The organism is Paraglaciecola sp. MB-3u-78 (genome assembly GCF_002835935.1).
Classification (GTDB): Bacteria; Pseudomonadota; Gammaproteobacteria; order Enterobacterales; family Alteromonadaceae; genus Paraglaciecola.
On sequence record NZ_PJCF01000009.1, the window covers coordinates 76,885 to 92,127 of the forward strand.

Below are 15,243 nucleotides of genomic sequence, written 5' to 3' on the forward strand. Positions count from 1 at the left end.
TAATCGTTAAGTGCAAATATCACAACAACGGTATTGATACATTATCAATACCGTTTTTTTTTGCAAAGAATAAAAGACTTAAAAAGTTACTTCACTTCCATATTAGGTGAGCGGTATACCACTTCATCGTTAAGCTCTATACCTATGCCCGGCTCTTCTGACACTTCAAAAAAACCATTAACGGGTTGCGGATCTTGAATACATAACTCTCTATTCCAATCTTTAATTGCATAAGTGTGATGTTCATGAATTAAGAAATTAGGGATAGCGGTTTCTAAATGCAAACTGGCTGCTGTGGCAACAGGTCCGCCACACACATGGGCTTGTATACGGATGTCGTATACATCGGCGTAATCACAGACTTTTTTGGTTTCGGTAAATCCGCCGCATAACCCTACATCTGGTTGCAATACATCAATACTTTGATCTTCAAAATAGGGGCGTACATCCCAACGATGATAAAGCCGCTCTCCACCGGCAATAGGTACGCGTACATTTTCAGCTACTTTTTTATGTACCGCCGAGTTCAAATAATTCACTGGCTCTTCGTACATCATGCAGCCTACTTCTTCTACCAATTCACCCATTTGAATCGCTGAGGCCGCGCCCATTAATGAGTGTGACTCAAAAATAATGTCTACATCTGGACCTACTGCTGTACGGATAGCACGTAAACGGTCTCCGAATAATCTCATTTGAGGTTTAGTGAACAATTTAGTTCGATCAAACGACGAATTACCATCGCTGTCATATACTATTGGATCGACTTTTACCGCATCATAACCATCGGCTACTGCCTTTAGTGCTGCTTCCGCGTACTGCTCGGGTTGGGTCAACTTAGTGCATTCTTTATCCCAATCGAACTGTAATTGGCTAGCGTAAGTTCTTAATTTGCCGTTGGTTTTACCGCCTAAAAGCTGATACACAGGCACACCAAAAACTTTGCCTTTAATGTCCCACAGAGCAGTATCAATGGCACTCATAGCAGCATACAACACTGGGCCACCGCCCAATCCCCAAAAACTTTCCCGTAGCATACGCGACCATAACAATTCGGTATTCATTGGGTTAAAACCAATTAACATAGCTTCGGCAATTTCTTTGATCATATGGGCTGCCGCGCTATGACCTAAATCATAAGCGAGGCCTGCTTCACCTACGCCAGAAATTCCTTCATCTGTATGAATGCGAATAAATACAGGATTCCAAGATGGGCGTTTGGGACAGTGAGTGTCGAAAATTTCAACGCGGTTAATTTTCATATGTTTTTCCTGTTTTTTAATAATTTTTAACTAATACCAATCCGTATAACTGTTTAAACGAAAAGTCTATTCGCAAAATGAGGGATCGAGTTTGTAAGCCCGCCTTAACATCGCAGGCCACGCTTTTTGGCCACCTGTTTCACCGCTATGCACAATGTTTGCCTGAGCATAGATACCATCGACAATAGGTTGTGGGATCTCGATAACGGCTTGACCACATTGCATCAACTCCATTTGAATTTCACAGGCTCTTTGTAAGTCGTAAAAACGCATAAATGCGTCACCTACAGTTGCACCCACGGTTAATCCACCGTGATTATGCAGTAGCATGTGATTGGTCTGTCCAAGATCAGCTTGCAAGCGAGCTTTTTCGGCCTCATCCACCGCTAACCCTTCATACCCGTGATAACTTAACGAAGATAACGAAAACATCGCATATTGGCTCCAAGGTTTTAATCCACCTTGCACAGTCGCCACGCTAATAGTCGCTTTGGTATGTAAATGAATAACGCATTGGGCATCATGTCGTACTTCATGAATGGCACTATGAATAGTAAAACCAGCAGGGTTAATTTGATAGGGTGAACCATCCAATACATTGCCTTGCAAATCCACTTTAACCAAATTAGAAGCACTCACCTCATCAAAAGTTAAACCAAAAGCATTCACCAAATAATGTTCTGTATTAGGCACCCTTGCCGACAAATGGGTATAAATTAAGTCTCCCCAACCATGGACAGCCACCAGCCGATAACATGCGGCTAAATCTACTCGCGTTTGCCACTCCTGCTGCGAAACCTTGCCTTTTAGACTAAATTTTTCGAGTTGAAACACCTTGCCTCCCCTTTTTTGATTAACCTAATTAAAACGCCTATCAGCGCATCGATATAAATAAATACTACCTTAAATAACCCTAATAATTGAAAGAAAAAATAGGGTCTGTGGTTATTTCATATGCTTTGCGGCTTAGCGTAGACTCTTATGCTTTGCCAAAACTCATTATCCAGTAAAAACCACATCATTGCCTAAGTTGCAAAAATTCATAATCAGACATAAAAAAAGACTCATCACCCAGAACACCGAGATGAAAAAGTACGGCAACAGGCTCTACCTTTTTGTAATGCACAGCCCGTTTTTAAACAATGAGAGAATCCTATAGTAAACTTGGCTCAGCTTGCAGCCAGTTTTCTGTGGCATATTTCGTATTGGCACAAGTAATATGTAGGGTAAAGGCATGGCGCGACTTATCAGATAAGTTAGGCGCGCTGAAGTGTGGTAACAACCCATTAAATACCACTAGGGTTCCTTTTTTAACTTCTAAAGGTTTAGCACTATCGTCGTCAGGCCACGGCATATCATGCAAGGTTTTTAACTCTGTACTGTCATCTGGATAACGTAAAAACTGCTCTTTTAATGGAATAGCCGCCCCGCCCGATTGCACCTGTAGACAACCGTTTAGCAAGGTTGCATCTTCTACCGCCAGCCAAAAAGTCACCACTGAAAGAGGTGATGAGTAAAAGTAACTTGCGTCCTGATGCCAACGAATAACACCACCAATTTTAGGTTGTTTGAAAATATACATAGATTGGTGAATTTGAGGCCGCTGCAATCCTAGATCCTCTGCAATACGCTTAATTTTATCACTGTGGCTGAACGTCTTAAACTCGGGAACGAGTTGATGCAAAGCATGACCAATTTTATTAATGCTGAGTGACTTATCTTGCTTAAGTGCTCCTTTTTCATCAAACGCATCTTCTTCAAAAAAACACCGTACTTTATCGCCAGAGGATAAAAAATAGTCATCCCGAGTTTTACTTTGATCTTCAGTAGAAAATACTGAACGGGTTGAATTGGGATCAAAATTGGCAACTATTGCATTTGCAGAATCTTTTAAAAGGCTCATCTGCTCATCTGTAAAGCACTGTTCAATCACCAAATATCCGTTTTGTTGGTAAGATGTTAATTGTTCTGTTGTAAGCATTAAAGTGTCTCGAACTACTAAGAAGTGGATGATAATATGGCAAGCAAGATGGCTTATATAAGACAAGATTTCAAGTCCCTGAGATAAGAATCTTACTGGATAATCTCACGCTTTAAGCACTTTCAGTGTCGACTTGATGACAAGACCCGTTAACCAGATAGGTTAAACGGCCTATTTACTTCAGGCTTTTACTCACGCCGTCAAATATAGGACTATTTTTTTGTTATCACAGTCACAAAGCCGCTTTCGATAAGGTATTATTCATCTTACAAATTTATAATATTTTCTAATGAATACTTAAGGTTGTAACTTATTAGCTACAGTTTCAAAGGACCTTTACTTAAACAGTCTCAAATCAATAAAGCTCACCATTAATTTGCTATTTTGACTAACTTTTTGTGGTTTATTTGCTACTAACCATTAAGAAGAACAAACATAACTATAATTATCATACGCTTAGACATTTGGCACAGGTTCTGCTTTAGCAAATACCAGCACACAAACAAGAACAACAATTATTATCTCATTACGCACTAAGGACAACGATGACACTCTCTAAATTAACAACAGCGGCACTACTTACCGCATTAACCTTAAGTACATCAGGCTGTATCATTCACGTGGGTGGTCAAGATAATAATGACAAGGATAACAGTGATTATAGTAGTGTATTTGGTGGCGTAGATATTTCCGAAAACAAACAGGTGGGCGATCTTTCCTCAGTCAATGGCAATATCACCATTGAAGATAATGTTAGTGCTCGTGATGTTAATGCAGTAAATGGCAATATCGAAATAGACAATAACGTTCAGGTACATGATTTATCCACCGTCAATGGTGACATCCGAGCACTAACCTACTTGTCAGTGAAACGTGACGTGAGCACGGTTAACGGTAACATTACCCTTGGGACTGACTCAATGGTGGGCAATGATGTGACAACGGTTAATGGCGACATTTCTCTAACCAAAACCTTTGTAAGCGATGATATCAAAACCAAAAATGGCAGCATCACTCTTGTTAAGGGTTCAGTTGTTGGCGGAGATATAGAGTTTGAATCTCAAAATGACGGTGGTTGGTGGAGTGACAAATCACCTGAACATAATCCACCGACCTTAACGATTGATGCATCATCTGATGTAAAAGGAAAAATCGTCTTGCACCAAGTGGTTATTTTGGAAATTGCCAACCCGGCGTTGTTAGCAAAAGTGGAACGCCGTTACAAAGGTCAAGAGTAACTCTCACCCATAATCTAGTCTGAAGTTGATAAGGTCTACTATTGAGCAGACCTTATACCTTTTCTGACAAATACTGAGCGACATTAAGAGAAAATATAGTCATACAAAACCGCTCTAACATTTTCCCACTCTGCTTAACTAAATAACCTATCCCTAAGCGCTTATTCTTTTATCATAAAGTTGCTGATAAAAAGGCTTAACCTGATTAACCACGGCTAGCTGTTCAGCATTTAGGCTTAGATGTTTAGCTGAATAAGGCGCAAAACCGCTAGAGTTATCAACACTCTTGTACCAATGTTTTGCCCAAACACCATCACTTGTCCGCGTCCCTTGCGGCCATGTCAACATTGCAGGCGTAAATGAAACGCCTAATGTTTCACACAAGCGTTTTAAAATTCTTTCAGGATCTTTAAGTACGTCATTAGAGTCAATAATAGGAATATCTTGCCCTGTGATCCGAGTGATCTCTTGATACAACTCCCACTGTCTTTGAATGCCTATATCTTCCGCCGAGCACTCTCCACGACTGTTGGTATATGAATTGACGACCTGAGCAGGATCGCGGATCAAAAAACAATGTTGCAGCTCTTTAACCCAGTTTAAATCGATCCCTGCTAACATATGATGTGTCATATGTTTTTGATATTGCACCTTGTTGAGACAGGGGGTTTGCGTCAGCTCACTCACCACTTGTTCATAGCCGTTACTTTGGCTTTGTAATACTTCTTCAAAACACGGGTGAGGGCTCCGAGTTTTATGTAGATAAAAGGCGTAAAATGGTTCATCGACTACTTGGGTATCACTGCGGTTTTCCCAACTACGCATCATGGCTGTCGAAATATTCCGTGGACCAGACCACATGGCAATCCTCTGGGTCATCACTTACTTCCTTGTGTTTCAGTCTCAAGCAACTGCATATATAGTTGTTGAAGTCGCGCTAACATAGGTTTTTCACCCGTACCTATGGTGCGTCCATCAACCTGAGCAACTGCAGATAAACCAGCAAAAGTACCAGTAATAAAGGCCTCGTCAGCCCCATAAACATCAGCAAGGGTGAAATTGCGTTCAAATACCTTTATTTCATTGTCTTTGCACAGATTGATAACGTTACGCCGAGTGATCCCATCTAAACAATAGTCTCCTGATGAGGTCCATACTTCACCATCTCGCGCAATGAAAAAGTGAGTGGAATTGCAGGTTGCCACAAAACCGTGAGGGTCCAGCATTAACGCTTCTTCGGCGTGGGCTTTGGTTGCTTGAATACATGCAAGAATACAATTTAACTTTGAATGTGTATTAAGTTTGGGATCTTGTACATCTGGATAGCCTCTTCTTACATGACTAGTAAACAGTGACACCCCTTGATTGTCTATTTGCTCAACGGCAGATTTGTACTCCGCAATAATCACCACAGTCGCGGCAGAAATGGTCACTCTTGGATCTTGGTAAGGCGTGCTTTTGATACCTCTAGTCACCATTAAGCGAATGTGCACACCATCCAACATCTGATTAGCAACACAAGTGCCTTGAATTCGTTCAACTAGCTGAGACGCTGACAGTCCAATATTCATATCTAAGGCTTTAGCCCCATCATAAAGCCTGCGCATATGTTGATTGATAAAGGCGAGTTGTCCATGGTGCAGACGGATCCCCTCCCACACCCCATCGCCCAATATAAACCCGCTATCAAACACCGATATCTTGGCTTCACTACGAGGGAATAGCTCACCATTAATATTGATTAGAATATTCTCATTGCGAGAGTCTTGCTGATATTGATGTGTACCGGATGTCATAGTGATAAACCCAAACGATTAGCATTGCACAATAAGTTAGCATAGATGATATTGCCTAGCATGTATTTTAGGTTTGAAAAATACAAGGCATATTAGGAGGTTAAGAGTGATTTCAGATGGACATTGGCAGCTACTCAGAACGTACTTTTTAAAAATGACACCTCTACTCGATTTAGTCCAACATTTAGCTAACAGGCTTCTTAGCAGCATACTTGCGTTTTGCGCCGCTTTTAGTTTTTTTTGTAAACGTTTTTTTACCTAAGCCAGACAAACCTTGAGGTAATACATCAAGGCTCTGGGCAACCAAGTCTTTAAGTTGTTCCTCTAAAGGACCCATCAATTTTTTGTACTGACTTTTGCCTTCACTAATAGCTGACAACTCGGCTTCCCAGCGCGCGGTCATGTCTGGATAAGTCGCTACATCTGGCAACGCATTTACCAAACCTCGACCGGTCACTGTTGAAGTAATCGTTTTACCTGCACGGGACAAAAATCCTCGGGTAAAGAGTAACTCGATGATCCCCGCTCTGGTGGCCTCCGTTCCCAAACCGTCAGTTTCCCTAAGGATTTTACGTAATTGAGGATCACTCACATGGGCACTGATCCCCGTCATGGCAGCTAATAAGGTTGCATCTGTATATGCCTTAGGTGCTGAGGTGTTTTTTGCTAACACCTCAGCTTGTAATGATTTAAGTGCCTGGCCTTTTTCTAAAGGAGGTAACAGTTGCTGCACGTCACCGTTATTATCTTGATGATTATTTTTGATGCCGCGCACCAATAAGCACTTCCAGCCTTGTGCAATCAGTTCTTTTGCTACTGCGACAAATAAACCAGAGGCAATTCCGACTTCAACTCGTACGCCATAAAATTCATGATGGGCTAAAAATTGCGCCAAATAATTCCTGCAAATTAGACTATACACTTTGGCATCGTTGCCAGATAAATGGCTGCTGACTTTTTGGGTGGGAATAATACCGTGATGGGCATCTACCTTTTTATCGTTCCACGCTTTTGATTGGTGGCTTAAATCAAATTGAGTTTGATTTAATAACTTGCCCTGCTGGCCCAAATGTTGGCTATTGGCCAGCACAGCAGCATGTACCTCTTTAGCCTGCTCAAAGTGACTCATAGGTAAATATCGGCAATCAGAACGGGGGTAGGTAATTAACTTATGCCGTTCATATAACCCTTGGCAAATATCCAGTACCTGCTGGGCACTCAGACCAAACGCCTTACTTGCATCAATTTGCAAAGACGACAAATTGTAAGGCAGTGGTGGGGCTTGTTTTTTATGCTCACGTTTAAGACTTTTCACCTGAGCCGGTTGTTGACTAACACGCTTTGCTACATTTTGTGCCAGCGCCTCAGACAAATTGCGACCCTGTTCATCGAGATACTTTGCACATTGTTCACTGGGTTGCCACTTGGCTTTAAAGCCCTCCCCATTGCCAGTTTCTAAACAAGCCCAGACCTCATAAAACGCCTTACTCACAAAATCGGCTATGGCTTGATCACGGCGCACCACTAAGCCCAATAAAGGGGTTTGCACTCGCCCCACCGACAACACGCCGTTGTAACCCGCTTTTTGACCTTGCAAGGTATAGGCACGGGTTAAGTTGATCCCATATAACCAGTCAGCGCGGGATCTTGCCAAAGCAGAGGTAGACAAGGGAATAAACTCTCGGTTACTACGCAACTTACTCAGAGATTGTTTCACAGCAGAAGGGTTTAAATCACTGATTAAACAGCGTTGAATATTATTTTTTTTGGCCCCAGTCACCCCTAAAAAATTTATCACTTCGTCTACCAGCAACTGACCTTCACGGTCGGGGTCACCCGCATGTACCAAATGCTCAGCTTGTTTAACTAATTTACGCAAAACGCCCAATTGTTTAGCGGTTTGCTTTTTAACCCCAAGCTGCCAGTGCTCGGGAATAATCGGCAGATGTGCATGGTTCCACTTTTTAAAAGCAGGATCATAAGCCTCAGGCTGTTGTTGTTCGAGTAAATGCCCAATACACCAACTCACGGTATCGCCATTGGCGGCAGTGATATAACCATCCCCCTTCTTATGTGGCTTAGGTAATACCTCAGCAATAGCACGACCTAAACTGGGTTTTTCGGCAATAAAAAGGCGCATAACAATAACTTCACATGTTTTTTTATACAGTAGTGCATTTTTGTTGTTTGGGCAAGGGCAATGCTCCCGTGGTGCCAGATGCCAGCTGATTGTGCCCTCCTGACACTGGCATTCTGTTTTTTTCTTGAATTAAGGTAGAATCGATGTCTTCGTATCATTCAGAGAATACACATGCTCATCAATTCTATGGTTAAGCAAAATCGGTTTATTGTTTTAGTTAAGTTGTTTTTATTGTCCACGTTTGTAATGGCCACGAGTGCCGACGCCGCCAGCCAAAAGAAAGTCTATGAGTTACGCACCTATCATACCAATGAAGGTAAGTTACACGCGTTGCAAGCTAGATTTCGTGAGCATACTCATCATATTTTTGAACGTCTTGGAATGAAAGTGGTTGCCTATTGGATCCCAACCACAGCCCCTGCAGCTAACAATACCCTTATCTACATTATTGAGCATGATAGCGAAGCAGATGCCAAACAAAAATGGCAAACATTTATCAATGACCCAACATGGAAAACGGCTTACCAAACATCCATAAAAGACGGGGCTTTGGTAGACAGCATTGATGTGGTTTTTATGCAAAAAACAGACTTTTCACCTGAATTGTAGAGATGGAGTAAGTGTCTGAATATGGTGGAAAAGAACAAAGTAAACCATCAGGCACTTCGCTGATTTTTAGTGTAATAACAGCGAAAAGAAGCGACTAAACTACTTTAATGCAAAAAAACTCAAAGTGTTGGTGGTGCCAAAACAGAATGTGATCACACAGCCTACTATGATAAAGGCCCTTTTAATTCACCTTAGCTAATTGGCTAATGACCAGCAACTTTTTGACAATCTCCCTCAATAAATACGATTCCCTCTCAATGGAAAGGCCTTTTTCATCACTCGTCGCCATTACCTCATCATTGTGCGCAATCGCCTTATGAATATTCACCCACAGCGGTCTCATACCATTTTTGACTTAATGAGACTCAAGAGCGGTGTCACCCAATTCAGCATCAATTTCACACACATAACAATAGGAGATCATATGAATAATATCCCCATTAGGTTTATACCAAGGGCGGTATTCATCATAACGTGCAAAGGCTTTTACATTGCACGCCCTGCGCCCTGTTTCTTCCTGTAACTCACGAATTAAGCCCGCCACTTCATCCTCACCTTCGTCTATGCCACCACCAGGGAGACTGTAATCGTGATAACGTTGAGTGTATAACAGTAAAATATCTTCCCCCTTAACCACAATACCTCTAGCAGCGTGACGCACAATGACTCTAAGCTCACTGGCAGCAGAAATATCTTCAAGGGACACAGCGGGATGAAAAGCTGTTTTTAGAAGTTGCATGCATAATTACCTAAGGGGTTTGCCGCCATTTTATCATTGTTAAGCCTAGCTAATTTCAGATAATTGGAAGAAGTTCATAACTTGGCAATTAGCACTTTTCTCTCCTTAAAAGCTAAAGGCAGGCTTCGCGACATCTTTATCATTTTTAGTTGGCTAAAATAGCGAGCCAAGTGAGACTAGCTTATTATGATCAGTCTCGTTTGAGTGGCTTGTAAGGAACTTTGCTCTATTTCTTTGAGCGAGATTCAAGTATTGCAGCCCTAATCGCCATGGCAACAGCAACACTTGCTGCGAATGCAGCCAGCTCCATGCCTAATATTGTTCTACTCATATTACCCGACAATATTGACCCACTATAAAAACCTTTAATTGCATGTGCAACTAAAACACCGCCCATCACCAAGACAACCAAAACGCTTGCCAGTTGAATCTTATTTTTTAGCCAAGCCAACCAGAGACATAGTAAACCAATTCCGCAATTAGTTATTAGCTGCCAAATTTCATGAAATCTGGCATGTGCAGGCCAGCTAGAATTAAATACGTGAGAAGCGTTAACTTCTAGAATTGGAATAACGACTGCAAAAATCAATACGCAATAGGTAATAAGTATTCTTGATATCATCCTAGCTCCTAACACCTGTCTCACATGCATACAAAGTGATGTGGTTTTTTAGAAATGTTACAGCCATACACAAAGATGTGCCGCTTTGGCTAACGGTCGAGACTGGTTATACCGCTGCCAGTTGCCAAGCTACTTGGATGAGCATTGCAATCAATACAAAGCACCCAAGCAAGAACAACCGCAATCTAATTGGCACGTAATTGGAACCAATGTGCACATAGGCATGAGCGAACCTACTCAGTGCGAACAACCATGCCAGAACTATGGCAACCATGCCTACAGCATTAATACTGAAGAGCACCAAGCACAGTACGTAGGATGTAAACAACCTGAGCTCTGGATAAGCCATATCGTCCAGCACCACTATTCTCACGCCTATTTCAGAGCAAGCATATGGCAGACCATTAAACCAAGAAGGATCATCTTCGTGATCAGTTAGACATATCGCCGATCTAACACGCGAGGCTGTATATTAACTCGTTTTAAATTTATTTAGTTCATCCAATAACTTGCACACCCAAAGTAATAAAGTACCCAATCATAAGCAGTCTGTTTTGCTGTTTTTTTAAAATTGGGTGTCTTCTTTATCGTTTTCTTTATCCGCGGCTAAAAACTAAATAGTTTAACCGTATTCTCTTTCGCCCATCTTTTTTTAGCGTTTATTTGTTGATCTCGCTTTATTGCCTTATATTCCCATTTAGTGTTTGCTAGCTGTCTATTTTTTTCTACATTTGTGTTCCACGCGTCTCTAGCGGCAAGAGTACTAAACATATAAAGCTTTCCTTCTTCCAAGGTATAGATGGCCGGATTAGCAAGCATCTCTTTACCCATGGTAAGAGAATGTGCACAGTATGCTTCATATTGCGGGAGATATTTATTTGGATCGTTAGCAAACCTTTCTTGATTTAATAAAGACGAAAAGATATATCGCTTGCCTTTATAAACCGCTTGATATTTATCTGAACCCTTTTTAGCACCATTAATATTGAAATAAGTCAGAATATCATAACCTTCCACCGCTAAAGGGACTTCACTTTCAAGCTTTGTTTTATCCATTGATTGTGCGACAACAAATGCAGAGTTTAATGACAGTGCTACAAATAATATAAAATAATACAATTTTGAGATATCTAGAATTTTCATTAACATTACTTCCCTAAGCTTCTTATATAAGATATTTAACTACCATTACCCTATGGACAGGTAAAGAACGCGAGATATTACAAAGTAGTCACTCAAATTCGCCACTAAGTTTTCTGAATACACTATGAAAAATGTAGATCAAGTAAAAAATATCGTTCTAAGAAGGTGGTTTTGATTTCACTTTAGAGCTGGGGATCTGTGGGGTCAGCCGTTATCAATAGTGCGATTATAGCCGGAGCGCGTTGTAGCAAACATTATAGTTTGTGTACTGTGTCCCGAGTTTCATTCGCTATTCTGTTTTTCTATTGGTTGTGCTGGATAATTCATCCGCAACAGTCACCTATCTGGATCTAATCCTTGACCTGTGAAGCGTGAAGGCCAATTTCCCATGTACCGGGGTACGCCACAAAACTTTGCCGGGAGCAAAGTTTAACATCCGCAGGATGCCCTTTTGGTAATACTGTCTGGAAATACTAAGCTTGGAGAAAGCACTTCATACAACTATTGGGGTCAAAGTTAAATCATCCTGATTGGTTCAAATATCTGTTTAAGTACAACTATTGGGGTCAAGAACAAAGTTAAATCATCCTGATTGGTTCAAATATCTGTTTATGGGTATAAATCAAAGGCACGCTGCGCGTCAACGTCCCGCGCGGCGTCCGCTGATGGTTTTTATCTTGAATCCGTTCAAGCCAGCTACTAAAATTTTTAACCGCAAAAATGACTTAGTTTATGTACCCCAACCGCGTTGTCGCATCGAATGTAGCCCTTCAATCTCCACTCAAATGACTTACCCGCGCGGCGTAAGCTGTCATTTCCCCCAGGAATAAGCCACTTTTTGCTGAAACTTTAAAGGCGGAAACAACAGCGGCGGAGCCACCAAAGCGGTATCGGAGAAACCGATTTTTTGTTTTATCTTTTGCTCTATCCCTCGCATCGATGTTCGCCAATTATTTATGAGATTTCGTAGGGCAATTTACATGGGTGAAACTGGACTCTTTAGAAGCACAGCTTCGCCCAGTTGAACAGCTCGACAGGGAAGTCGAGATTGGGTGCCGATCATCAGGGATGTGTGATTGACCAAATTAAAGGGTTCATATTATTTACAAGTAAGTCGCACAGAAGGCGACCTACATGGATGTAGGAAGGTAGAATAACGCAGGAGCAGTTATCGAGATTCTGAGAGAAACCTGCCAAGCCGTGACCGCGCGGGATGGCAGTGCCCGCTAGTGCATAGAACCAAAAGGCACCCACCAAAACCAAACCTCAGTGACTACCCCAAAACCATCAATCAATAAGCGTGTTAATCCCGCTTTTTATTAGCCTGACGCACCCTATGCTTCTTAACCGACCGCCGCATACGACTAATCTTCACATGATCCAATTTACCGGGATCAATCTTAATCAAAGTATCTGTCTCAGCTGGCAATTGCACACTTTCTCTTAGGGTATTCAAATCAGGTAAACCCAATTCCACCCAGCCACCTTGAGGTAAACGTTTTTGTAATTCGAGTGTGCCATAACGTACTCGCATCAAGCGGCTTACTTGCACGCCTTGAGATTCCCATAAACGCCGTACTTCACGGTTTCTGCCTTCGGACAAACTGACGTTGTACCAGGTATTTTGACTTTCTTCGTCACCGGGCTTTTTAACAATATTGGTAAATTTGGCTTCGCCGTCTTCTAGTTGCACGCCTTTGGTTAGACGTTTCAGCATCATATCTTCCACTTCACCAAACACCCGCACCGAATACTCTCGCTCCACTTCGTGTTTAGGATGCATAAGGCGGTTAGCCAGCTCGCCATCGTTGGTGAACAACAATAAACCACTGGTATTAATATCTAATCGACCTACGGCAATCCAGCGACCATTTTTGATACTGGGCAAACGATCAAATACGGTGGCGCGACCTTCAGGATCTTTACGACTACACAGTTCACCTTCGGGTTTGTTGTACATTAAGACTCGGCACACGGGGGCGTCATTGGATGTATTAAGGGGATTGCCATCCACGCGTATTTTGTCGGAGGGTTCGACCCTGTCACCTAAGGTTGCCAGTTTGCCATTGACTGAAATACGCGCGGCCTCTATCCATTTTTCCATTTCGCGGCGCGAACCTATTCCAGCGTTAGCTAGTACTTTTTGTAATTTGTCACTCATTAATGTAATTGCTCTGGTTCATCTGCGTCATTTGACTCAATATTAGATTCAATAGTAGTCCTATCTGCAGATTTTTGTGGGGGATTATCCTCAGTAAGCCTGTTGTCAGCATCACTCGATAGGATATTCAGTTGATTGTCTATGTCTTCAGATCCCAAAAAGTCATCACTACTGGGTAAATCACTCAAACTTTTGAGAGAAAAATAATCAAGAAATGTTTTAGTGGTGGCATATAAGGACGGTCTGCCAGGTACTTCTTTATGTCCTATGACTTTTACCCAGCCTCTTTCACTCAAGGTTTTCATAATTTGACTACTCACAGACACTCCACGCACATCTTCAATTTCACCGCGGGTAATAGGTTGTCTGTAAGCAATCAAAGAAAGGATTTCAAGCATGGCTCGTGAATAACGAGGTGCTTGTTCTTGCCAAAGTTTACTTAACCAAGGGCTCAAACTGTCCATAGATTGAAAGCGATAACCCGAGGCGACCTCAACGAGTTGAATGCCCCGGGCTTGGTATTCAAGTTTTAGCTCTGTCAAAGTCTCTTTGAGCATGGTTTTACTGACAGCCAATCCGTCTAATACCGTTAATTGTATTTGTTCTTGGCTAAGGGGCTGGTCAGCTACAAAAATGGCAGCTTCGACTAATTGTTTCAGTTGTGCACGAGAAATCTTAGCCATTAAGATTGCACGCCTTGTGAAACTCTAGGCGAAACGCCAGAGGAAACCCGAATATGAATATTAGCGTAAGGTTGAGCTTGAACCAGTTCAATTAAACTTTCTTTGGCCAACTCTAAAATCGCTAAAAAGGTCACCACCACACCCGCTTTGCCTTCGCTGGCTAGAAACAACTCGTCAAAGCCTGTGAAATGTTCAGAAGAAATTTGCTGTAAAATCAAACTCATGCGCTCACGGGTCGAGAGGGTTTCTTTTTCAATATGATGGTGTTCAAAGGCTTGTGCTCTTTGCATGGCCGCTTGAAACCCTAGGACTATTTCTTGCAAACTGACGCTGGGCAGAACACGAATGGGGGCTACCGAGTCAGAAGTTTGTGCCTGTGCTGGGAATACGTCTCGCTCTTGGCGAGGAATATTATCGAGTTCCTGCGCCGCATGTTTGATCAATTCATATTCTTTTAAACGGCGGATCAGTTCAGCCCGAGGATCGTCTTCATCGTCTTCGGCATCAGGTCGTTTTGGCAGCAACATGCGAGATTTCACCTCGGCTAAAATAGCCGCCATCAATAAATATTCGGCTGCCAATTCCAGTTTAATGTCTTTCATCAGCTCGACATATTCCATGTACTGCTGAGTGACTTGATACACAGGCAAGTTGATTATATCGAATTTTTGTTTGCGAATTAAATATAAGAGTAAGTCCAATGGGCCTTCAAAAGCTTCTAAAATCAGCTCAAGAGCATCAGGAGGAATATACAAGTCTTCAGGTTTTTCGATTAACGCTTCGCCATTGATAAATGCCAGTGGCAACGGTTGCTGCACTGGATCATTGGCTACTTTTAAAGCTGAAAAAGAGGAATTATCCGCAGACAT

The 15,243-nt window shown here is 42.0% G+C and carries 14 protein-coding genes and 1 pseudogene; 2 read left to right on the forward strand and 13 right to left on the reverse strand.

Annotated elements, in window-relative coordinates; genetic code table 11:
* Positions 1–86: 86 nt before the first annotated feature.
* The 3 genes from CXF95_RS21175 to CXF95_RS21185 all read right to left on the reverse strand — a co-directional run bounded on the left by CXF95_RS21175 (position 87) and on the right by CXF95_RS21185 (position 3,243).
* Entirely contained in the window at positions 87–1,262 is a 1,176-nt protein-coding gene (locus tag CXF95_RS21175) for a mandelate racemase/muconate lactonizing enzyme family protein (RefSeq protein WP_101200563.1), read from the reverse strand.
* Positions 1,263–1,328: 66 nt separating this feature from the next.
* Positions 1,329–2,096, reverse strand: coding sequence for a class II aldolase/adducin family protein (locus CXF95_RS21180; protein ID WP_101200564.1), 768 nt, complete (start codon positions 2,094–2,096; stop codon positions 1,329–1,331).
* A 319-nt stretch (positions 2,097–2,415) separates the two neighbouring features.
* The gene (locus tag CXF95_RS21185; RefSeq protein ID WP_101200565.1) at positions 2,416–3,243 is read right to left on the reverse strand and encodes a phytanoyl-CoA dioxygenase family protein; all 828 of its coding nucleotides are present in this window, start codon (positions 3,241–3,243) and stop codon (positions 2,416–2,418) included.
* Between the two features lie 545 nt (positions 3,244–3,788).
* On the opposite strand from CXF95_RS21185, the gene CXF95_RS21190 reads away from it, so the two are divergent.
* Positions 3,789–4,481, forward strand: a complete 693-nt coding sequence (locus tag CXF95_RS21190) for a hypothetical protein (RefSeq protein WP_101200566.1) — start codon at positions 3,789–3,791, stop codon at positions 4,479–4,481.
* A gap of 153 nt (positions 4,482–4,634) precedes the next feature.
* Here CXF95_RS21190 and CXF95_RS21195 read toward each other — a convergent pair whose 3' ends face one another.
* The 3 genes from CXF95_RS21195 to CXF95_RS21205 form a co-directional block, all read right to left on the reverse strand.
* The gene (locus CXF95_RS21195) at positions 4,635–5,360 is read right to left on the reverse strand and encodes a hypothetical protein (RefSeq protein WP_101200567.1); all 726 of its coding nucleotides are present in this window, start codon (positions 5,358–5,360) and stop codon (positions 4,635–4,637) included.
* Complete coding sequence (locus tag CXF95_RS21200) at positions 5,360–6,277, reverse strand: aminotransferase class IV (protein ID WP_101200568.1); 918 nt, start codon at positions 6,275–6,277, stop codon at positions 5,360–5,362. Before CXF95_RS21200 ends, CXF95_RS21195 begins: the two co-directional genes overlap by 1 nt.
* A gap of 184 nt (positions 6,278–6,461) precedes the next feature.
* On the reverse strand, positions 6,462–8,417 hold the full coding sequence (locus tag CXF95_RS21205) for a DNA topoisomerase III (RefSeq protein WP_101200569.1): 1,956 nt from the start codon (positions 8,415–8,417) through the stop codon (positions 6,462–6,464).
* Positions 8,418–8,588: 171 nt separating this feature from the next.
* Here CXF95_RS21205 and CXF95_RS21210 point away from each other — a divergent pair, with 171 nt between their 5' ends.
* A complete protein-coding gene (locus tag CXF95_RS21210; RefSeq protein WP_232787964.1) occupies positions 8,589–9,026 on the forward strand; it encodes an NIPSNAP family protein in 438 nt (145 codons plus the stop codon).
* Positions 9,027–9,207: 181 nt separating this feature from the next.
* On the opposite strand, the pseudogene CXF95_RS21215 reads toward CXF95_RS21210, so the two are convergent.
* From CXF95_RS21215 to CXF95_RS21245, 7 genes and pseudogenes are all read right to left on the reverse strand, one after another.
* Positions 9,208–9,765, reverse strand: a pseudogene (locus tag CXF95_RS21215) (NUDIX domain-containing protein).
* A gap of 226 nt (positions 9,766–9,991) precedes the next feature.
* Complete coding sequence (locus tag CXF95_RS21220) at positions 9,992–10,387, reverse strand: hypothetical protein (protein WP_101200571.1); 396 nt, start codon at positions 10,385–10,387, stop codon at positions 9,992–9,994.
* A gap of 106 nt (positions 10,388–10,493) precedes the next feature.
* Positions 10,494–10,736 (reverse strand): MAPEG family protein, encoded by a 243-nt coding sequence (locus CXF95_RS21225; protein WP_101200643.1) that lies wholly within the window; start codon positions 10,734–10,736, stop codon positions 10,494–10,496.
* A 257-nt stretch (positions 10,737–10,993) separates the two neighbouring features.
* Positions 10,994–11,530, reverse strand: coding sequence for a YHS domain-containing (seleno)protein (locus CXF95_RS21230; protein WP_157828196.1), 537 nt, complete (start codon positions 11,528–11,530; stop codon positions 10,994–10,996).
* Between the two features lie 1,303 nt (positions 11,531–12,833).
* Positions 12,834–13,691, reverse strand: a complete 858-nt coding sequence (rluB, locus tag CXF95_RS21235; RefSeq protein WP_101200573.1) for a 23S rRNA pseudouridine(2605) synthase RluB — start codon at positions 13,689–13,691, stop codon at positions 12,834–12,836.
* Positions 13,691–14,374, reverse strand: coding sequence for an SMC-Scp complex subunit ScpB (gene scpB, locus CXF95_RS21240; RefSeq protein WP_101200574.1), 684 nt, complete (start codon positions 14,372–14,374; stop codon positions 13,691–13,693). Before scpB ends, rluB begins: the two co-directional genes overlap by 1 nt.
* Positions 14,374–15,243 (reverse strand): ScpA family protein, encoded by an 870-nt coding sequence (locus CXF95_RS21245; protein WP_101200575.1) that lies wholly within the window; start codon positions 15,241–15,243, stop codon positions 14,374–14,376. The genes scpB and CXF95_RS21245 overlap by 1 nt, the downstream gene beginning before the upstream one ends.